Here is a 19,812-nt window from a genome sequence, read left to right on the forward strand (position 1 = left end):
GGCGCTTTATTGGCTAAAAACGAGCTGCATAAAGCAAGCAAATAGTTATTCACTATCTATGAAATTATATCTCAAGCCCTTTATTATCAAGGGTTACATGAAAGTTTTTGAAGAGACATAATCAATGTTTTCTGAAATAATAAGCGTCTGAAAATTGAACCACACAGCCCTTTTTATGTAAATATCGCTATACTGAGTTTGCTAAAAAACACATATGCTACAGGTTACCACACAGCTATTTACGGCTTTGTGATGTACACAATTAAGAGGAAATAAAATGACAGTCAATCGCGAATTATTTGATCACGTAATGGTTCCTAACTACGCACCTTCAAGCGTAATTCCAGTTCGAGGCGAAGGCTCTCGCGTATGGGATCAACAAGGTCGAGAGTTTATCGACTTTGCTGGTGGTATTGCCGTTAACTGTCTTGGCCATTGCCACCCTGCATTAGTAAGCGCATTAAAAGAGCAAGGCGAAAAGCTTTGGCATCTATCAAATGTAATGACCAACGAGCCAGCATTACGCTTAGCTAAAAAAATGGTTGATGCAACCTTTGCCGAAAAAGTTTACTTTGCCAACTCAGGCGCAGAAGCAAACGAAGCAGCACTTAAATTAGCGCGTCGTTTTGCCCTTGATCAATTTGGCGCAGAAAAATCACAAATCATCGCATTCAACAAAGGTTTCCATGGCCGTACATTCTTTACCGTAACTGTTGGTGGCCAAGCGGCATACTCAGATGGTTTTGGTCCTAAGCCAGGCGACATTGTACATTGTGATTACAACGACCTGGCAGCATTTGAAGCACTTATTAGCGACAAAACATGTGCCGTAATGATGGAGCCACTACAAGGTGAAGGCGGTATTGTTTCGCCAACTGACGAATTTGCACAAGGCGTTCGTGATTTATGTACTAAACATAATGCACTGCTTATTTTTGATGAAGTGCAAACAGGTGTTGGCCGTACAGGTAACTTATACGCATACCAAGGTTTAAACGTTGTTCCTGACATTTTAACTACGGCTAAAGCATTGGGCGGCGGTTTTCCTATTGGTGCTATGATCACCACAACTGAAATTGCACAACACCTTAAAGTAGGTACGCATGGTTCTACTTATGGTGGTAACCCATTAGCGTGCGCCGTTGCTGAAGCAGCATTCGATACTGTAAATACCCCAGAAGTACTTGCTGGTGTAACAGCAAAAGCAGCATTATTTAACCAACTACTTACTGAAATTAATAATAAATACCACGTGTTTAGCGAAATTCGCGGCCAAGGTTTATTAATTGGTGCAGTAGTAAGCGAGCAATACAAAGGTCGTGCAAAAGAGTTTTTAGTGGCAGGTACTGAGCACGGTCTTATGTCATTAGTTGCCGGTGCTGACGTGGTTCGTTTTACACCATCATTAGTTATCCCAGAAGCCGACATTCGTGAAGGTATGGCACGCTTTGAAAAAGCAGTAGCCAGTGTTGTAAGCGCTTAACATAGCCAAACAATATCTATTAAGGGCAGACCTAGTTTGCCCTCTAATTTTAATTTACCGTTATAATATAAGGGAGTAAGCGGGTTTATGATGATCCTTCGCCCAATCCAACAAAGTGACTACCCTGCATTAGTGAAAATAGCCCACGAATCGGGTCATGGCTTTACTTCTTTACCTAATAATGAAAAGTTATTGCAAAAGAAAATAGATCATTCGGTTAGCTCATTTGCAAAAGCTGCTACCGAGCCGGGCGACGAAGGTTATTTATTTGTACTAGAGGACACCGAAACAGGTGAAGTAGTTGGCACCTCAGGTATAGAAGCCGCTGTTGGCTTAGATGATGCATTTTATCACTATCATTTAAGTAAAGTGATTCATTCTTCACGCACTCTAAACGTATATAAAGCAGTTGATATTTTAACGCTTTGTAACGATTACACCGGCGCTACAGAGCTATGTACATTATTTTTGAAAGACGCATACCGCAAAAACAGTAACGGTAAATTACTTTCAAAATCGCGTTTTATGTTTATTAAGCAGCATCAAGAGCGCTTTGCGCAAACCGTCATTGCAGAAATGCGTGGTGTGTCTGACGACAATGGCAGCAGCCCATTTTGGCAATGGCTAGAAGAGCACTTTTTTTCAATGGACTTTCCAACTGCCGACTATTTAACAGGCATAGGCCAAAAAGTATTTATTGCTGAATTAATGCCTAAGTACCCAATTTACGTTAATTTGCTCAGCAAAAATGCGCAAGCTGTTATTGGTAAAGTACACGACAACACACGCCCAGCAATTGAGCTATTAAAAAGTGAAGGTTTTACCTTTAATGGGTATGTTGATATTTTTGATGCCGGCCCCACAGTTGAAGCAAAAGTAGATAACATTGCCACCATTCGCAATGCTAAACACTTTAAAGTTGAAATAGGTGAACCAAGTGGCGACACCATGGTGTTATTAGCCAACGAAAAGCTTACAGATTTTAGAGCAACTGTAGTGCCTATGACGTTCGATGAGCGCATGAGCAGCATAGTAATAACGCAACAAGTAGCCGATGCACTGTATTTACAAGCGGGCGATAGCGTAAGCGCAACCACGATTTAATTTAGGAGAAAGTATAATGACTCATCCTGCACAATTTATTAATGGTCAATGGTCACAAGGCCAAGGAACCGAATTTAGTTCAGTAAACCCAGCCAATAACAATGTTATTTTCCAAGCAAACTCAGCAACTGCAGAGCAAGTAGACGCTGCAGTTAGCGCAGCGCGCGAAGCGTTTTATGCTTGGGCTGATAAAACATTTGCTGAACGTTTAGAAATAGTTAAAGCATTCGCAGCGCAATTAAAAGAAAACAGCGAAGAGCTAGCCATTACTATTGCACAAGAAACAGGTAAGCCACTGTGGGAAACTCGCACAGAAGCGGGTGCTATGGTTGGTAAAATTGCCATTTCTGAAAAAGCGTTTTTAGAGCGCACTGGCGACGTAGAAAATGCAATGCCACTAGGGCGCGCAATGATCCGCCACAAGCCACACGGTGTTGTAGCCGTATTTGGTCCGTATAACTTTCCGGGGCATTTACCTAATGGCCACATAGTGCCAGCGCTTTTAGCGGGTAACACGGTTATATTTAAACCGTCAGAACTTACGCCTAAAGTTGCCGAGCTTACGCTTAAACTGTGGGAAAAAGCAGGTTTACCAGCGGGTGTAATTAACCTTGTACAAGGTGAAGTAGCAACGGGTAAAGCCCTTGCTGCTCACAAAGGTATTGATGGCTTGTTCTTTACGGGTTCTTCGCGCACAGGTCATATTTTACATGAACAGTTTGCGGGTCAACCTGGTAAAATTTTAGCGCTAGAAATGGGCGGTAATAACCCACTTATTATTACTGACGTTGAAGATACTAAAGCGGTTGTTCACGATATTATTCAATCAGCGTTTATTTCAAGTGGCCAGCGTTGTACCTGTGCACGTAAACTATTTTTACCAACGGGTAGCAAAGGTGATGTAATCCTGGAGCGTTTAATTACCGCAACTAAAGCGATTAAAGTAGGTAATTATGACGATGCAGATCAGCCATTTATGGGCTCAATGATCTCATCAGCCGCCGCTGCCGGTATGGTTAAAGCGCAAAACGAACTTGTTGAGCTTGGTGCTCAAGTATTGGTAGAGCTTGAGCATACAGTTAATACTGGCTTTGTAACACCAGGTATTATTGAGTGTACAAATATTAGCGACTTCCCAGATGAAGAGCATTTTGGACCACTTCTAAAAGTATTCCGCTTTGACGACTTTGACCAAGCAATTGATAAAGCCAACGACACAAGCTTTGGTTTATCAGCAGGTTTACTTAGCGACAGTGCAGCCGACTACGAGCACTTTTTACGCCGTATTCGCGCTGGTATTGTTAACTGGAACCGCCCAATTACTGGCGCATCAAGTGCTGCACCGTTTGGTGGTATTGGCGCATCGGGTAATCACAGAGCCAGCGCGTATTACGCTTCCGATTACTGTGCATACCCAGTAGCATCAGTAGAGCTTGAAAAAGTTGCTATGCCAGCTACATTAAGCCCAGGCTTAAAAATAGACTAAAATTACTACTAAATAATTATAAAAGCAGCTTCGGCTGCTTTTTTTGTATTAGCTATGTCGCTAAGCTAGTAATTATTAGTGCTTTCTGCTTAAATTACTGAATTAATTATTTTTAAGGTATACGTGTAATGGTTTTAAATAGGCAAGGGTACGACGACTTAATTATGTACCTAACTCAAAACTTAGCTTTATTTGAAAAGCCGGGTGAAATAAAACCAGGAGCACCTACGGTTATGGAATTAATCGAAGACGTGATTGCACAAAACGTAATGCTCATATGTCAGCAGCACACAGAGCTCACTACAGAGCAGCGTAGCCAAATTGTGCGTGAAGTTGATGGCATAGTTTACGATTTACAAGAAGTCCTCAGTAGCATCACCTCGCGGCCTGTTACGGTAGAGCAACACATGTTTATTGATGAGTTTGGTGGTTTGGTTAAAAACCTATTTGATAACGCCGTTTCTTAGCCCGCAACCCTTCTATATTTTCCGGTAGCACGCTTTAAATGCGCTGACGGTTTTACCACCCTTGCATAAATTTAAGTGCCTTGATCAAGCTAATTTATATTATTGCTGGGCGCTCACTTATTAAAGCTGATTGGTATACAATCAAGAAAATAATTTTTGAGGTATAACAATGCAAGCAAATGTAAAATGGGTTGAAGGTAATACCTTTATTGGTCGCTCTAATTCAAATCATAATGTTGTATTTGACGGTGGTAGCGACAGTGCTGCACCAAGCCCTATGGAAATGGTATTAATGTCAATCGGTTGTTGTTCATCGGTTGATGTAGTGAGCATTTTAAAAAAAGCCAAACAAGATTTTAGCAACGTAGAAGTACAGTTAACGGCAGAGCGCGCCGAAACTGCCCCACGAGTATTTACCAAAGTTAATTTACACTTTGTAGCAACGGGCAATAATGTGTCTGAAAAGCACCTTGCACGCGCTGTTTCACTCTCTGCTGAAAAGTATTGCTCGGTCGCATTAATGCTTGATAAAACAGTAAAAATTACGCATAGCCACGAAGTTGTGCAAGATCAAGTAAAATAACGCTTTTTCCATGAGTAAAATTCGTATAAAATCCGCGAACTTTTATTCTGCTAGAGCAGATTTCACTAATTTATAGGTTGGTTTATTATGAACAAACCCTTCGATAAACTTAAACTTCATGGTTTTAATAATTTAACTAAAAGTTTAAGCTTTAGTATTTACGACATTTGCTATGCAAAGACCGAGCAACAACGTAAAGAATATATTGAATATATCGATGAGCAGTACAGTGCAGATAGACTAACCGACATTTTAGGTGAAGTTGTTGATATTATAGGTGCTAACATTTTAAATGTAGCGCGCCAAGACTACGAACCGCAAGGTGCAAGCGTAACTATTTTGGTTTCAGAAGAGCCGGTAGAAGAGCAGCAAAATTACGATGCTGACGAAGCTCCAGGCCCATTACCAGATTCAGTGGTTGCCCATTTAGATAAAAGCCATATTTGTGTACACACGTACCCAGAAGCTCACCCTGATGACGGTATTTGTACTTTTCGCGCCGATATTGAAGTGTCAACGTGTGGCATAATATCGCCACTTAAAGCGTTAAACTTCCTTATTCATAGTCTAGAGTCAGACGTAGTAACAATTGACTACCGTGTACGTGGTTTTACTCGCGATATTAATGGCGTTAAGCACTACATCGATCATGCAATTAGCTCAATTCAAAACTTCATGACAGAAGATACCAAAGAAGCGTACCAAATGATGGACGTAAACGTGTATCAAGAAAACCTGTTTCACACTAAAATGATGTTAAAAGAGACTGATTTAAATACCTATTTATTCGGCCTTTCTACGGATGATTTGTCAGATGAAGAAGAGGAAGAAATTCGCTCTAAACTGACCCGTGAAATGCAAGAAATATTCTATGGCCGTAACTTGCCAGACCTAGATTAAATAGCAAAATATAGTCAATAAAAATGGCGCTCAATGAGCGCCATTTTTTTGTGTTAAAAAGCTTATAGCCAGTATATTTAGTATTATTTAAGCATGCTGTAAAGCAAAGCCATTACCGCCATTGAGCCAACCACTAATATAAATAAGGTGCTTAAACGATTACGATGCTTGTGTAATGCCGGTACTTTATAAACAGCAATCATGGGCATAATAAATAAAATCATCGCAATAATAGGGCCAGATAACTGATCCATCATATCGAGTATGCTCGGGTTTTTAACCGCGCAAAACCAAATAGCAAAAAACATTAGTACAGCACCTACCTTATCGGCAACTTTAGCGCTTATGTTCGACTGCTTAGTTACTAAGCCAGTAAAGCTTTCGCGTGCACCCAAAAAGTGCCCTAAAAATGACGACATAATCGCAATAAACGCCACCAATGGGCCAAGCGTAGCAATAAACGAATTGTCAGTAATATTGGCAAGGTACGATAAAACCGACACATTTGCCGCTTTCGCCGCCGCCATTTGCTCGCCAGTTAAGGACAACACACACGAAAACACAAACAGCAATACAAAGGTAATTAACAGTAAACTGGTGCGCTTTAATATCGCCTCAGACTTAGCAACCGCTTTATTACCATAATGACCGCGTTGTACGTTTACAAAGCTCGAAATAGCCGCTGCGTGGCTAAACGAAAATACAATAATAGGAATCGACAACCACAGTGTTTTACCAAAGCTGCCCACTTCTGGCAGCGCCATATTCGGCATTTGCCAACTAGGGATCAAATACAAGGATAAAAAAAACAATATGCCCACAAGCGGATAAACTAAAATAGCAAAAGCACGAAGCATCAGCTTTTCGCCGCCCATCATTAAGCCAATCATACCTGCAACCAATACACCAGAAAGCAACACCCGCGAAGGCGACTCCATACCAAGCTGGTTCACCATAAAGCTGTCTACGGTATTGGTTAAACCGACACCATAAATAAGTAAAATCGGAAAAATAGATAAAAAGTACAGTAAAGAGATTAGCCGACCCGCGGTCACCCCAAAATGCTCCTCTACTACATCGGTAAAGTCAGCATCTTTATTTTTTGACGACAGCACAAACCGCGCTAAACCGCGGTGCGCTAAAAAGGTCATTGGAAAGGCTAAGCACGCCATAATAATTAACGGCCAAAAACCGCCAATACCAATATTAATAGGTAAAAATAAAATACCGGCACCAACGGCGGTACCAAATAGGCTTAACGTCCACTGTGTGTCGTGTAAAGTCCAAGAAGACTGTTTTGCTGTAGATGCATTAAAATGCGTAGCATCTTGAGATGGGGGCATAAGCTCACCAGGTTTTTTTTAGAATAATAATGACGGCAAAGCATATAGTTTTTACTTAATGATTTCATTCGATAAACTAGCTTAATATTCGCTTATTTGTAGCGTACCAGTTACGCCTGTAATTAATTTGCAACAGCGTTATAAAAGTGAGCAGAGAATGGCAGTGGCTTTAGCTCAACGTTAAAAATAATAAGCAGGAAAGGTGCACTTAAAAAGGGGGTTAATAGCTTTTCCCCATAAAGTTTAAAGTTTACACACTGCAATCTAGAGTATAATTATTGTAAACCCTACTTTCCACCTAGGTTGTAAAGTGATTAAAAACAGGAGTTTTTGTGATATTTGAAACCTTGTCAGTTAAGCATTTAGCTATGTTATTGCAATTTGAATCAGAAAATAAAGCTTGGTTTGAATCAATGCTGCCGCCGAGAGAGGATTACTTTTATCGCGATTTAGGCATTAAAATGCATATTTATGATGCCATTATAAACATGCAATTAGGTACGCATTATTCGGGTGTGCTTATTGTTAATGAGCAAATTGTTGCGCGCGCAAATTTAAAAGATATAACAGGGCAAACAAACACTGCCGCAGTGGGTTATCGAGTTGCTAAAAATAGCATAGGTAAAGGCTACGCCAGTTTTTGCCTTAACGAATTAATTAGCATAGCCGCTCAGCATTATGCAGTTAACAAGTTAGAAGCCTTAGTGCTAGATAATAACCCCGCCTCAAAAGCCGTACTATTAAAGTGTGGCTTTAAAGCCCAATCACATAAAGACAACTACATGACAATAAACGGACACACATTAGGCGTTACACACTTTTTACGCGCACCGATTTAAGTGTTTTTGAGGTGAAATTGGAAGATTAAAATATTGTGGTTAACAGCGGTTATTCGTTGGGTTTCGCTTCACTCAACCCAACCTACGGTGTTTAAATTGACATAGAGCTGCTAGTAGCTAAAAGCCCGCAGCTCTAGGCGCTTTATTCTTCAATAGCTGAAACAATAAAATACGGATTTAAGTATTCATCTTTGGTGTTGTAAATTAGCGGGCTGCCATCAAGTTTAGTTACTTTAGCGCCGGCGATTGCGGCGATTGCATGGCCGGCGCCAGTATCCCATTCACAGGTTGGGCCTAAGCGGGGGTAAATATCAGCACTGCCTTCGGCCACCAAGCACAGCTTTAGTGAGCTGCCTTTTGAAACCATTTCTACCTCGTCAAAGCGTTTTACAAATTCGGCTAAATCGGGTGAGGGGTGTGAGCGGCTGCCAACTACGCGTATTAACCCTGTGTTTGGTTTGGTAGTTACTTTTAGCTCTATGCGCTCATCGCCTTTGTCTTTAAATGCGCCTATGGCTTCGCTTGCTAAGTAAGATACGCCAAGGGCAGGGGCGTCTACTACGGCTAAAACCGGAATGCCATTTTCGATAAGTGCGATATTTACGGTGAATTCACCATTTTTTTTAATAAACTCTTTGGTGCCATCGATAGGATCTACTAGCCAGTAACTTTTCCATGCTTTGCGAACTTCCCAGTTTATATCGGCGTTTTCTTCACTTAATATAGGAATGTCGGGAGTGAGCTGCTGTAGCCCTGCGACAATAATTTTATGAGCTGCTAAGTCGGCGTCGGTTACAGGGCTTTCATCGGCTTTGTATTCAACGTTAAAGTCCTTTTGATAAATTCCCATTATGGCGCTACCCGCTTGGCGGGCAAGGATCAGGGTTTCTTCTAGCAGTTCGGTTTGGTTCATTGGGGTTAACCTATATTATGTGCTGTTGTTTTAGATACGTTATCAGCTGAACAACCGATTGGTCTAGGGTGTTTTTACTGGTATCTAAAATTATTTCTGGATTGATGGGTATTTCGTAACTGGAATCAATGCCGGTAAAGTGTTTAATTTCGCCAGCGCGGGCTTTTTTGTATAAGCCTTTAGGATCACGGCTTTCGCATACATCGAGTGGGGTGTCGATAAATACTTCAATAAACTCCTTGTCATCTACTAAGCTGCGTACCATGTCGCGCTCTGCTCTAAAAGGCGATATAAACGCAGTAAGCACTAACAAGCCAGCGTCAACCATAAGTTTTGCCGTTTCACCTACGCGGCGAATATTTTCAACTCGGTCTGCGTCGCTAAAGCCTAGGTCTTTACATAAACCGTGGCGTACGTTGTCGCCATCGAGCAGGTAAGTATGAATACCTTGTTGATTAAGTGCGGCTTCTAGCGCGTTTGCTACAGTGCTTTTACCTGAGCCCGAAAATCCGGTAAACCATATAATAGCGCTCTGATGCTTTTTTTGCTCACTACGTTGTGCTTTAGTGGTTGCGTAGTTATGCCAAACAATATTTTCATCCATAGTGAGTTATCTCTTTATGCTGTGCGTGCCGGTATTAAAACGGAAATACTAGCGGGATCAAGGTTAATACTGTTATTGAATAAATAATAGAAAGGGGCAAGCCCATCACTACATAATCTTTTAAACGATAGTTACCCGCGCTGTAAACCATAAGGTTAGTTTGATAACCAAACGGCGATATAAAACTTGCTGATGCGCCAAACGCAACCGCCATAATAAATGGCAGTGGGTCTACGTTAAAGCCAACGGCAAGTGAATAGGCAACCGGAAACGACAATGCTGCAGCGGCGTTATTGGTTATCAGCTCGGTAAATAATACTGTCATTAAAAATATTGCGATAAAGGCGCTGTATGGGCCAAAGTCGCCAAGTACTACAAACATAGCCGCCGATATTTGCCCAGCAAGTCCGGTGCCTATCATTAGTTTTGCTAAGCCTATGGCGCTGCCTACTACGGCGACTAACTCAATAGGAAAGCGACGTTTTACTTCGCTAAGCTTAATAGTACCGCAAAGCATAAAGCCAATCAGTAATACTAATAAGCCTTTAACTAGCGGCACTAAGCCAATAATACTTAAGCCCAGTACAGCGGCAAAGCTTAGCAGCACAATGTTTGACTGTTTAGGCGCTAGGTGAGTTTGTAAATCAAACCCCGATATATACACAAATTCGCGCTTTAAATTAGGCAAGCTGTAAAAGTTTTTACCCGGGGCGAGTATTAGTGAGTCGCCTGCTTGTAAACGCACTTGCCCTAAACCACCTTGCAGGCGATCGTGGCCGCGGCGAATAGCAATAACGGCCGCATGAAACTGCTCTCTAAAGCGGGCTTCTTTTACGGTTTTACCAATAAATTTTGAAGACTGACTTACGACAACCTCTACTAAGTGTTCTATGTCTTTTTGATGATTGTCGTGCACTACTTTTAAACCATCGAAACGCGTAAGTAGGGGGACTGATTTTATATCGCCCACAAAAAGTAATATGTCGTTTTGTTTAATTATTTGCTGTGGCGTGACCGCACAAATACGTTGGTTATCGCGAATTATTTCGCCTAAAAATAAGTCTTTAAGTTCACGCAGGCCATTTTCTTCTACGGTGCGACCAATTAGCTTTGAACCGGCTTGTACTTTACCTTCAAGATAAAAAGGCACGACTTCTTGGTCGCTTTTACCGTTGTCGGGTAAGTATTTTAACATGACTAAAATGGTGATTAAGCCCACGCTTAATGCGCCCAAACCTACTAAGGTAAAGTCAAAAAATCCCAGTGGCGCCATACCCGCATCTACGGCAAAACCATTTACTATTAAGTTGGTTGATGTGCCAATAAGGGTAATAGTGCCGCCTAAAATAGCGGTGTACGATAGCGGTAATAATAACTTTGATGGCGAGTGATTGGGATTGTCTTTTATCGCGGTAATTAAGGAGGCAACCACGGCGGTGTTATTAGTAAAGGAGGATAAAAACGCGGTCGAAAGTCCCAATTTAGTCACTGATTTAACTAAACTACCGCTCGATAGTGATTGCGCTAATTTTTGAATAAGGGTGGTTTTTTCAATCGCAATTGACACTAATATTAATAATACCAAAGTAATTAGCGACGGGTTAGTATAATTAACTAACATGCTTTCTAAATCTATTAGCCCTGCTAAGTAGCTGCTGCCAATGGCTCCCACAAATAGCCATGCAGGATTAAGCCGAGTGCCAAAAAGGCACCCGACTAAGGTAAGCATAATGCCTGTTAAAATGAGCTGATCTACCATGCTTTATATCCTATAACAGGCTAAAAAAGTATTATAACTTTGATATATCAAGCGCTTGCCAATGCGGAAAGTGCTTGCGTACTAAAGTGTTAAACTCAACTTCAAAAGCACTAAAGTTACTTTGCTGCGCTTGGCTTTGCAGTACTTGCTCTATCATACCGGCTGCAATAGTTAAGTTAGATAAGCGATCGATAAGTATAAACGAGCCGGTTTCGTGATTACTGTGATACTCATCAGCCAAAATAGTTTCGCTAAGTTCTAGCGTTACAATAGCGATTTCGTTTAACTGTAGAGTGTCGCTGCTACCATGCTCTAAGGTATTTACATCGATAGTGTGATCAATCTTAGTAACTTGAGCAGAGGTGTTTTTGCTACCAAGTTTAAAGTTATAGCTTTTACCTAGTTGCAGCGGCGTTTCGTGCATCCATACTAATTTAGCTTGTAGCTGGTTGGTAACTATTGCCGTAGAGCTTGCTGGTACAATGACATCGCCTCGGCTAATATCAATTTCGCTATTTAGCGTAACGGTAATTGCTTGGCCAGCTTGTGCACTGTCTAGGTTGCCATCAAAGGTAACAATTTCTTTAATGCTAGAAGTTTTGCCCGATGGTAGTACTTTTATTGCATCGCCCACTTGTAACTTGCCTGAGGCTAGCGTGCCCTGAAAACCACGAAAGTTTAAGTTAGGCCGCGCCACATATTGCACCGGTAAACGTGCTTCAAAGTCAGTGTCGATTTGCGCTGCTGGCGAGTCTTCTAATAACTCTAGCAATGGTTTATCGGTGTAGTAAGGCGTATGTACAGAACGAGTAACTACGTTATCGCCTTTAAGCGCCGACATAGGTACAAATTTAATGTTACTTACATTAAGTTGCTCGGCAAATTTTAAGTAGTCAGCTTTAATTTTTTCATAAACAGTTTCGTCAAAATCAACGATATCCATTTTATTAATAGCCACAACAAATTGCTTAATACCAAGCGAGTCACAAATAAAGCTGTGACGTTTAGTTTGTACTTGCACGCCGTAACGTGCATCCACCAAAATAATGGCCACATCGCTGGTTGATGCACCCGTTACCATGTTGCGCGTGTACTGCTCGTGCCCTGGGGTATCGGCAATAATAAACTTGCGCTTAGCGGTCGAGAAGTAACGGTACGCTACGTCAATGGTTATGCCTTGCTCACGCTCAGCTTGTAGGCCATCAACAAGTAATGCTAAATCAAGGTCATCACCTGCGTTACCTACTTTTTCGTTATCTTTATGTAGTGCTGCTAACTGATCTTCATAAATTTGGTGGCTGTCGTGCAGTAGGCGGCCAATGAGTGTTGATTTACCGTCATCTACACTGCCACAGGTAAGCATGCGTAATAAGCTTTTGTCTTGCTGACGTGCTAGGTAAGCGTCTATACCGATTGCTTTTACTTCGTTAAATGTGTCGTTATTTTGATTAGCCATTAGAAATACCCTTCACGTTTTTTCTTTTCCATTGAGCCTGCCGAGTCATGGTCAATAACCCGACCTTCACGTTCAGATGACGTAGATAGCAGCATTTCTTCAATAATTTCGGTTAATGAGCTGGCCGTTGATTCCACTGCACCGGTAAGTGGGTAGCAGCCTAAAGTACGAAAACGTACCGACTTCATCATTGGCACTTCACCCTCCAAAAGTGGCATACGCTCATCGTCAACCATAATTAGGGTGCCGTCGCGATCAACCACTGGGCGCTCTTTAGCTAGATACAAAGGCACCATGTCGATGTTTTCTTGATAAATATATTGCCAAATATCCAACTCGGTCCAGTTAGACAGAGGGAATACACGAATACTTTCACCTGGATTTACTTGGCTGTTGTACGTATTCCAAAGCTCTGGGCGTTGGTTTTTAGGATCCCAGCGGTGGTGCTTATCGCGAAATGAATAAACACGTTCTTTAGCGCGTGACTTTTCTTCGTCGCGGCGTGCGCCACCAAAGGCGGCATCAAAGCCATATTTGTCGAGTGCTTGCTTTAAACCTTGAGTTTTCATTATATCGGTATGTTTACCAGAGCCATGCTCGAATGGGCTTATACCAATTTCCATGCCTTCTGGGTTTTTATGCACTAGTAGCTCAAAGCCGTATTCTTTGGCAATACGGTCACGAAATTCAATCATTTCGCTAAACTTCCAATTAGTGTCTACGTGTAATAACGGAAACGGAATTTTTGCAGGGTAAAATGCTTTACGCGCTAAGTGCAAAAGTACCGACGAATCTTTACCAATTGAGTAAAGCATTACTGGGTTCTCAAACTCAGCGGCGACTTCGCGCATGATTTTGATACTTTCAGCTTCAAGCTGCTGAAGGTGAGTTAAAGCCATTGTTAGTCGTCCTACTAAAATAATTAAAAGTTAAAATCTAATAAATGTATAAAGCTTATGCCACATCGGTAAGTGGTTGCGCAAAACTGCTAGTTTGCGCTTTGGCACCAAACCAATGTAACTCTTGGTGCAAGGATGCTACTTCGCCAATAATAAGCAGCGCAGGAGAAACCACACTGTTACGCGTAATTAAATCGGCAAGCTCGCCCAGCTTTCCAGTAATTACGCGTTGATTTTTACGGGTGCCGTTTTCAATAATGGCAACGGGTGTATTGGCGTTGCGGCCATGCTTTAAAAGCTCAGCTTGTATATGTGGCGACTTTATCACGCCCATATAAATAGCTAAGGTTTGATTTGGTTTAGCCAGCGATTGCCAATCGAGTTCTTGGCCGTCTTTTTTACAATGCCCGGTTACAAACTGAATCGCTTGTGCGTGGTCACGATGGGTAAGCGGAATACCCGCATAGGCACTGCATCCTGCAGCGGCAGTTATACCAGGTACAATTTGATAATTTACCTTGTTAGCCGCAAGTACTTGTACTTCTTCGCCACCACGACCATAAATAAACGGATCGCCACCTTTAATACGGCATACTTTTTTACCTTGCTTGGCTAAATCGACCAGCATTTGGTTAGTGTCTTGCTGCGCTACGCTGTGATCGCCTAAACGCTTGCCTACACAAATAAGGTCGGCATCACGGCGCACTAACTCCATGATCTCGTCAGACACTAAATAGTCATAAACCACTACATCGGCTTGTTGCATAAGTTGCAGTGCCTTAAGTGTCAGCAATTCAGGATCGCCAGGGCCTGCACCTACTACATAAACCTCGCCTTCGGGCTCGGCTTTAGCATTTAGCATGTGTTCTAACTGTTGCTCTGCGGCTTGGGTGTCGCCGGTTTGTACTTTACTAACAACAGATGAGTCGAATACGCCTTCCCAAAACTGGCGACGATCGGCAAAGTGCTTAAAGCGTTGTTTTACTTTGCTTCTAAAGCCACCCACAAGCGTTGCCAGCGGGCCAATATGTTGCGGTATTAGGGTTTCTAATTTTTCGCGTAGGCGACGTGCTAATACCGGGGCAGTGCCTGCGCTTGATATAGCAATTGTGATTGGGTTGCGATCGACAATCGATGGAAATATAAAGGTGCACTTAGGCTGATCGTCAACTACATTAACAAAAATGTTATGAGCATTAGCCAGTTCAAACACTTGGCTATTTACATGCTCTAAATCTGTAGCAGCAATTACCAGCATCATATTTTTTAAATGTTGCTCGTTAAAGTACTCATGTATAAGCGTTACTTTATTTTCGCTAGCAAGTTCAATGAGCTGTTGGCAAAATTTGGGAGCGACTAAAGTAATACTGGCACGCGCTTTTAAAAGCGCGCTGCATTTGCGCAAGGCAACATCTCCACCGCCAACAACCAATACAGGTTTGTTGTCGAGTTTGGTAAAGATAGGTAAATACTGCACGTTAATCACACCCCTAAAATAAATGGCTCGTTTAGCCTGATAGCCACAATATAGCGCCACATACTAAGTAAAAAATAATTTAAACCCACTCGTTATAACTAAAAGTTATAACGAGTGGGTTTTTAAGGCCGAAATCTTAATTAGTAAGGCTTTGCGGTCGGTTGCATGTAAAACTAAGGGCTTAGAGTGTTTGGTTATGAGCTATAGCAAGTTTAGGTTACTATAATTACAGGTATTAAATCACGGTATAAATATGATGAGGTTACTATGATTAAACAACAAAAAGAGGCTGCTTTGGCTGTCGCCTTAATGGATTTAACCAGCTTAAATAGCAACGATGATAGTGCCGCTATTAATACGTTAGTGAACAGCATTAACCCTAAATTAGGCACGCCCGCTGCAGTATGTGTTTACAGTGATTTTGTAGCAGAAGCAAAAATAGCCTTAGCTACCAGAGAGCTAAGCCATATAAAAGTAGCCACAGTAACTAACTTTCCAACGGGTGACGCACCTTTAAATACCGTAATAAACGAAACACTAATTGCCATAGAGCGCGGTGCAGATGAAATTGATTTAGTTATTCCATATAAAGCGCTAATAGCGGGTGATAAAAGCCGTGTGCTTAAGTATGTTACCGAGAGCAAAAAAGTCTGTGGGTCGCGCGCTCTACTTAAAGTGATTATAGAAAGCGGCGAGTTACAAACACCTGATTTAATCGCATCAGCCACATTATTAGCTATTAAAGGCGGTGCCGACTTTGTAAAAACCAGTACCGGTAAGGTCGCCGTTAATGCCACGCTTGATGCGACAAAAACTATACTCAATACCATTAAAGAATCGGGCAAGCTAGTTGGCTTTAAAGCGGCGGGAGGAGTTAAAACAGTTGCAGATGCGAGCGATTACTTAACCCTTGCAAGCACTATTATGGGTAATGACTACTTACAAGCAAATACCTTTAGATTTGGCGCATCAAGTTTATTAACTAATGTGTACGCGGTATTAAATGAAGCGTGATAGCGAACAAGAAAAACAACAGTTAGAGCACGAGGCAGCGAGGTTGTTTTTACGTTGTTATGAGCAGCAATATGGCATTCATATGCGCCATATTTGGCATAATGAGCCCAATAAGCCCGACGTTAGCTGCTACAAAGGCGATCAGCAACTTGATATTGAAGTTGCGCATTTATATGCCAGTGAAACCGAAGCAATGGCAGTGCTTGGCCGGCCACTGTCAATTCCAATGCAACGGGCATTGGCCGATATGGCGCAAGCCCCAAGTGAGCAAAGGTTACGCCTAGCGTTAGAGAGATTACTGGAGCAAAAAGCCACTAAATCTTATCATTCAGCGCGAACTTGGTTATTAATTCGCAATGCCAGCACTATTTGGCATAAAGCCGACTTTGATGCTCAGCTTAAAATGATTAGTGTGCCGCAAACGCATGCATTTGAGCAAATTTGGTTGCTATGCGATTTCTATCGTGGCGAGTTGGTACGTTTATTTTGATTTTTTTACGGTAACTCATTGCAGGAATGACTTTTTATTGCATAAATAAATATTAATTTAGCGAGTTAAGTGGTTAAATAATGCGGTGTGTAAATTAACGGTGAAGATTTTATCAGATGACAATCTTTACTCTTGTGTTAATGAACTGCGTAAGTATAATAGGCATCCACTTTGCAGGGGCGTAGTTCCAATTGGTAGAACAGCGGTCTCCAAAACCGACGGTTGGGAGTTCGAATCTCTCCGCCCCTGCCAATATTACTCGCGATGCGGGTAAGTCTGGGGTTAAAAATCGGTTTAAATAAGTCTGTTTTTAAGTTTAGATTTTAATGGATTAACCCTACCATAGCGTAGGGTTGTTGTGTCTGTAGTTAAGGTAATAATATTATGAGCACGAATGTAGAAACGCCATCAAGTGCGATGGAGTCAGTAAAGTGGTTAGTAGCAATAGTGCTACTTGCAGGCGCAGTTGTTGGTAATCACATGTTTGCAGATCAGTCTGTATTACTACGTGCGATTGGCGTTGTAGTTGCAATAGCAGCTGGTTTAGCAATTGCCTCGCAAACAGCTAAAGGACGTACTTTCCTTACTTTTGCTAAAGAAGCAAGAATTGAAGTGCGCAAAGTAATTTGGCCAACGCGTCAAGAAACTATCCACACGACATTAATTGTAATGGTTGCAACAGCGATAATGGCACTTATCCTTTGGGGATTAGATGGCATTTTATTCCGCGCTGTAGGCTTTTTAACTGGATTGGAGATCTGATCCCATGTCGGATGAGAACAACGAAATAAAGCTACGTTGGTACGTAGTACAGGCTTTCTCAGGTTATGAGAAGCGTGTTGCACAAACTATTTTAGAACACATTAAAATCAAAGGCCTTGAAGAGAGCTTTGGTGAGGTATTAGTACCAACAGAAGAAGTGATTGAGATGCGCGCTGGTCAAAAGCGTAAATCTGAGCGTAAGTTCTTCCCAGGTTACGTACTAATTCAAATGGATATGAACGATAAAAGCTGGCATTTAGTTAATAGCACAGAACGTGTTATGGGCTTTATTGGTGGTACTTCTGATCGTCCTGCACCAATTAGTGCCAAAGAAGCTGAGCGTATTCTTAATCGTTTACAAGAAAATGCTGAAGCACCTAAACCTGCTACCTTATTTGAACCAGGTGAAGTTGTTCGTGTTACTGACGGTCCATTTGCTGACTTTAGCGGTGTTGTTGAAGAAGTTGACTACGAAAAGAGCCGCGTTAAAGTGTCGGTACTTATTTTTGGTCGTTCTACACCGGTTGAACTTGAATTTGGTCAAGTTGAACAAGATAAGTAATTGATTAAAAAAGTGATGCTAATTTTTTTATAAAATTTGGCACGAAGCTTGAAAAAGGCCGCTGATTAACTTATAATCAGCGGCCTTTTTGTATTTGGGTAAATTAATTTTACGCTACAAAAAGTACGAAACAATTTTTTATATTGGGGAGCCGTTAGAGTACGCGTCCTCGCGCGCACAAGGCTGAGACCCACTTAATGAGGTATTTATAATGGCTAAAAAAGTTGAAGCTCTAATCAAGCTACAAGTTAATGCTGGTATGGCTAATCCTAGTCCACCAGTAGGTCCTGCACTAGGTCAACACGGTGTAAACATCATGGAATTCTGTAAAGCGTTTAACGCACGTACAGAGTCTATCGAAAAAGGCGCTCCAGTTCCTGTAGTGATCTCTGTTTACGGTGACCGTTCTTTTACGTTCGACATGAAAACTCCACCTGCAGCATACTTGCTACTTAAAGCAGCTGGCGTTAAATCAGGCTCAGGCCGTCCTAACACTGAAAAAGTAGGCACAGTAACTCGTGCTCAACTTGAAGAGATTGTTGAGACTAAACGAGCTGACCTTACAGCTTCTGATTTAGAAGCTGCGGTTCGCACTATCGCAGGATCTGCTCGTGCGATGGGCTTGAGCGTAGAGGACTAAGAATATGGCTAAATTAACTAAACGTATGCGTACTATCCGCGAAAAAGTGGAAGTAACTAAAGATTACGAAATCAACGAAGCGATCGCGCTTTTAAAAGAGTTAGCGACAGCTAAGTTTGTAGAAAGTGTTGACGTTGCTGTTAACCTTGGTATCGATGCTCGTAAATCTGATCAAAACGTTCGTGGTGCAACTGTACTACCTAACGGTACTGGTCGTGACGTTCGCGTTGCAGTATTCACACAAGGCGCTAACGCAGAAGCTGCGAAAGAAGCCGGTGCAGAATTAGTAGGTATGGAAGATCTTGCTGAGCTAGTTAAAAAAGGCGAGATGAACTTTGACGTTGTTGTTGCATCACCAGACGCTATGCGTGTTGTTGGTCAACTAGGTCAAATCTTAGGCCCACGTGGTCTAATGCCAAACCCTAAGACAGGTACAGTAACACCTAACGTTGCTGAAGCAGTTAAAAATGCAAAAGCGGGTCAAGTACGTTACCGTAATGACAAAAATGGCATCATCCATACTACTATTGGTAAGGTTGATTTCACTGCTGAGCAATTACAACAAAACCTTGAGTCACTAATTGTTGCGCTTAAGAAGGCTAAACCTTCTCAAGCTAAAGGTGTTTACGTGAAGAAAGTAAGCATCTCTACAACAATGGGCGCAGGCGTTGCTGTTGACCAAAACACGTTAAGCACAACTGTAGCTTAATCAGTGTTTACATGGCGTGAAATTTGTACTATAATTTCGCGCCATTTTGTTGATTAATTCGTTTTTCAGCAAAGTAAAGAATTCGGGTTGAAGTCCATAATTTCGTTGCACCTTAGGGTAAAGCGATAAATTGGACTTCCGTCCAAGACCGTAGGTGGCTTCGGCCTTAATACTCACCTACGTAGACGGTGTAGACCCCAGATAGATTTTTCCTAATCCTTCTGGCTCTCGCCGTAAAAAGCATCTCTATCTTGTTTGATAGGGAAGAGTAGAACAGGGGACACCGAGTGTCGGTAACCCCATTAAACCAGGAGTAACACCC

20 protein-coding genes and 1 tRNA gene are annotated in these 19,812 nt (G+C 41.8%); 14 read left to right on the forward strand and 7 right to left on the reverse strand.

All coding sequences use genetic code 11. The annotated features are described in order from the left end of the window. Nucleotides 1-277: 277 nt before the first annotated feature. The 6 genes from RB215_RS00970 (at nt 278) to speD (ending at nt 6,023) form a co-directional block, all read left to right on the forward strand. Complete coding sequence (locus tag RB215_RS00970) at nt 278-1,483, forward strand: aspartate aminotransferase family protein (RefSeq protein WP_309216691.1); 1,206 nt, start codon at nt 278-280, stop codon at nt 1,481-1,483. Nucleotides 1,484-1,570: 87 nt separating this feature from the next. Next, a complete protein-coding gene (gene astA, locus RB215_RS00975; protein ID WP_011326913.1) occupies nt 1,571-2,587 on the forward strand; it encodes an arginine N-succinyltransferase in 1,017 nt (338 codons plus the stop codon). Nucleotides 2,588-2,603: 16 nt separating this feature from the next. After that, the gene (astD, locus tag RB215_RS00980; RefSeq protein ID WP_309216692.1) at nt 2,604-4,073 is read left to right on the forward strand and encodes a succinylglutamate-semialdehyde dehydrogenase; all 1,470 of its coding nucleotides are present in this window, start codon (nt 2,604-2,606) and stop codon (nt 4,071-4,073) included. Between the two features lie 128 nt (nt 4,074-4,201). Further along, the gene (locus RB215_RS00985) at nt 4,202-4,540 is read left to right on the forward strand and encodes a DUF3802 family protein (protein WP_011326915.1); all 339 of its coding nucleotides are present in this window, start codon (nt 4,202-4,204) and stop codon (nt 4,538-4,540) included. A 169-nt stretch (nt 4,541-4,709) separates the two neighbouring features. Then, a complete protein-coding gene (locus tag RB215_RS00990) occupies nt 4,710-5,123 on the forward strand; it encodes an OsmC family protein (protein ID WP_011326916.1) in 414 nt (137 codons plus the stop codon). Nucleotides 5,124-5,210: 87 nt separating this feature from the next. Further along, nucleotides 5,211-6,023, forward strand: a complete 813-nt coding sequence (gene speD, locus RB215_RS00995) for an adenosylmethionine decarboxylase (protein WP_011326917.1) — start codon at nt 5,211-5,213, stop codon at nt 6,021-6,023. A gap of 83 nt (nt 6,024-6,106) precedes the next feature. Here speD and RB215_RS01000 read toward each other — a convergent pair whose 3' ends face one another. Next, nucleotides 6,107-7,366 carry an aromatic amino acid transport family protein gene (locus RB215_RS01000; RefSeq protein WP_182677330.1) on the reverse strand — a complete coding sequence of 420 codons (1,260 nt, stop codon included), beginning with the start codon at nt 7,364-7,366 and terminating at the stop codon, nt 6,107-6,109. 332 nt (nt 7,367-7,698) lie between these two features. On the opposite strand from RB215_RS01000, the gene RB215_RS01005 reads away from it, so the two are divergent. Continuing rightward, nucleotides 7,699-8,205 carry a GNAT family N-acetyltransferase gene (locus RB215_RS01005; RefSeq protein WP_041454314.1) on the forward strand — a complete coding sequence of 169 codons (507 nt, stop codon included), beginning with the start codon at nt 7,699-7,701 and terminating at the stop codon, nt 8,203-8,205. Between the two features lie 142 nt (nt 8,206-8,347). Here the strand turns inward: RB215_RS01005 and cysQ are convergent, their stop codons facing one another. Genes cysQ through cysG form a run of 6 tightly spaced genes read right to left on the reverse strand, consistent with a single transcriptional unit; the run spans nt 8,348 to nt 15,313 of the window. Continuing rightward, complete coding sequence (gene cysQ, locus RB215_RS01010; protein WP_309216694.1) at nt 8,348-9,118, reverse strand: 3'(2'),5'-bisphosphate nucleotidase CysQ; 771 nt, start codon at nt 9,116-9,118, stop codon at nt 8,348-8,350. 10 nt (nt 9,119-9,128) lie between these two features. Then, nucleotides 9,129-9,722, reverse strand: a complete 594-nt coding sequence (gene cysC / locus RB215_RS01015; RefSeq protein ID WP_011326927.1) for an adenylyl-sulfate kinase — start codon at nt 9,720-9,722, stop codon at nt 9,129-9,131. 34 nt (nt 9,723-9,756) lie between these two features. Continuing rightward, nucleotides 9,757-11,481, reverse strand: coding sequence for an SLC13 family permease (locus tag RB215_RS01020; RefSeq protein ID WP_309216695.1), 1,725 nt, complete (start codon nt 11,479-11,481; stop codon nt 9,757-9,759). Nucleotides 11,482-11,512: 31 nt separating this feature from the next. Further along, nucleotides 11,513-12,937: a sulfate adenylyltransferase subunit CysN gene (cysN, locus tag RB215_RS01025; protein ID WP_011326929.1), complete on the reverse strand. Its 1,425-nt coding sequence runs from the start codon at nt 12,935-12,937 to the stop codon at nt 11,513-11,515. After that, nucleotides 12,937-13,836, reverse strand: a complete 900-nt coding sequence (gene cysD, locus RB215_RS01030) for a sulfate adenylyltransferase subunit CysD (RefSeq protein ID WP_011326930.1) — start codon at nt 13,834-13,836, stop codon at nt 12,937-12,939. The genes cysN and cysD overlap by 1 nt, the downstream gene beginning before the upstream one ends. A gap of 55 nt (nt 13,837-13,891) precedes the next feature. Beyond that, complete coding sequence (cysG, locus tag RB215_RS01035) at nt 13,892-15,313, reverse strand: siroheme synthase CysG (RefSeq protein ID WP_182677334.1); 1,422 nt, start codon at nt 15,311-15,313, stop codon at nt 13,892-13,894. A gap of 267 nt (nt 15,314-15,580) precedes the next feature. Between cysG and deoC the strand changes: the two genes are divergently transcribed. The 7 genes from deoC to rplA all read left to right on the forward strand — a co-directional run bounded on the left by deoC (nt 15,581) and on the right by rplA (nt 19,490). Further along, nucleotides 15,581-16,327, forward strand: coding sequence for a deoxyribose-phosphate aldolase (gene deoC, locus RB215_RS01040; protein WP_086995174.1), 747 nt, complete (start codon nt 15,581-15,583; stop codon nt 16,325-16,327). Continuing rightward, complete coding sequence (locus tag RB215_RS01045; protein ID WP_089367604.1) at nt 16,317-16,817, forward strand: hypothetical protein; 501 nt, start codon at nt 16,317-16,319, stop codon at nt 16,815-16,817. The genes deoC and RB215_RS01045 overlap by 11 nt, the downstream gene beginning before the upstream one ends. A gap of 175 nt (nt 16,818-16,992) precedes the next feature. Beyond that, nucleotides 16,993-17,069 (forward strand) — tRNA-Trp (locus tag RB215_RS01050). Between the two features lie 132 nt (nt 17,070-17,201). Continuing rightward, on the forward strand, nt 17,202-17,579 hold the full coding sequence (secE, locus tag RB215_RS01055; protein WP_011326934.1) for a preprotein translocase subunit SecE: 378 nt from the start codon (nt 17,202-17,204) through the stop codon (nt 17,577-17,579). Between the two features lie 4 nt (nt 17,580-17,583). Then, on the forward strand, nt 17,584-18,141 hold the full coding sequence (nusG, locus tag RB215_RS01060; RefSeq protein WP_011326935.1) for a transcription termination/antitermination protein NusG: 558 nt from the start codon (nt 17,584-17,586) through the stop codon (nt 18,139-18,141). 211 nt (nt 18,142-18,352) lie between these two features. After that, complete coding sequence (gene rplK / locus RB215_RS01065) at nt 18,353-18,781, forward strand: 50S ribosomal protein L11 (protein ID WP_011326936.1); 429 nt, start codon at nt 18,353-18,355, stop codon at nt 18,779-18,781. A gap of 4 nt (nt 18,782-18,785) precedes the next feature. Continuing rightward, nucleotides 18,786-19,490, forward strand: a complete 705-nt coding sequence (gene rplA, locus RB215_RS01070) for a 50S ribosomal protein L1 (protein WP_011326937.1) — start codon at nt 18,786-18,788, stop codon at nt 19,488-19,490. The last annotated feature ends 322 nt before the right edge of the window (nt 19,491-19,812 follow it).

It is taken from the genome of Pseudoalteromonas sp. HL-AS2 (assembly GCF_031198805.1).
GTDB lineage: Bacteria > Pseudomonadota > Gammaproteobacteria > Enterobacterales > Alteromonadaceae > Pseudoalteromonas > Pseudoalteromonas nigrifaciens.

Coding starts and splice junctions, on each gene's coding strand:
- RB215_RS00970 (WP_309216691.1), top strand. CDS start 278: ATGACAGTCAATCGCGAATTATTTGATCACGTAATGGTTCCTAACTAC.
- RB215_RS01020 (WP_309216695.1), bottom strand. CDS start 11,481: ATGGTAGATCAGCTCATTTTAACAGGCATTATGCTTACCTTAGTCGGG.
- astD (WP_309216692.1), top strand. CDS start 2,604: ATGACTCATCCTGCACAATTTATTAATGGTCAATGGTCACAAGGCCAA.
- cysD (WP_011326930.1), bottom strand. CDS start 13,836: ATGGCTTTAACTCACCTTCAGCAGCTTGAAGCTGAAAGTATCAAAATC.
- cysN (WP_011326929.1), bottom strand. CDS start 12,937: ATGGCTAATCAAAATAACGACACATTTAACGAAGTAAAAGCAATCGGT.
- cysQ (WP_309216694.1), bottom strand. CDS start 9,118: ATGAACCAAACCGAACTGCTAGAAGAAACCCTGATCCTTGCCCGCCAA.
- astA (WP_011326913.1), top strand. CDS start 1,571: ATGATGATCCTTCGCCCAATCCAACAAAGTGACTACCCTGCATTAGTG.
- RB215_RS00985 (WP_011326915.1), top strand. CDS start 4,202: ATGGTTTTAAATAGGCAAGGGTACGACGACTTAATTATGTACCTAACT.
- rplK (WP_011326936.1), top strand. CDS start 18,353: ATGGCTAAAAAAGTTGAAGCTCTAATCAAGCTACAAGTTAATGCTGGT.
- RB215_RS01045 (WP_089367604.1), top strand. CDS start 16,317: ATGAAGCGTGATAGCGAACAAGAAAAACAACAGTTAGAGCACGAGGCA.
- deoC (WP_086995174.1), top strand. CDS start 15,581: ATGATTAAACAACAAAAAGAGGCTGCTTTGGCTGTCGCCTTAATGGAT.
- rplA (WP_011326937.1), top strand. CDS start 18,786: ATGGCTAAATTAACTAAACGTATGCGTACTATCCGCGAAAAAGTGGAA.
- RB215_RS01000 (WP_182677330.1), bottom strand. CDS start 7,366: ATGCCCCCATCTCAAGATGCTACGCATTTTAATGCATCTACAGCAAAA.
- RB215_RS00990 (WP_011326916.1), top strand. CDS start 4,710: ATGCAAGCAAATGTAAAATGGGTTGAAGGTAATACCTTTATTGGTCGC.
- cysC (WP_011326927.1), bottom strand. CDS start 9,722: ATGGATGAAAATATTGTTTGGCATAACTACGCAACCACTAAAGCACAA.
- nusG (WP_011326935.1), top strand. CDS start 17,584: ATGTCGGATGAGAACAACGAAATAAAGCTACGTTGGTACGTAGTACAG.
- secE (WP_011326934.1), top strand. CDS start 17,202: ATGAGCACGAATGTAGAAACGCCATCAAGTGCGATGGAGTCAGTAAAG.
- speD (WP_011326917.1), top strand. CDS start 5,211: ATGAACAAACCCTTCGATAAACTTAAACTTCATGGTTTTAATAATTTA.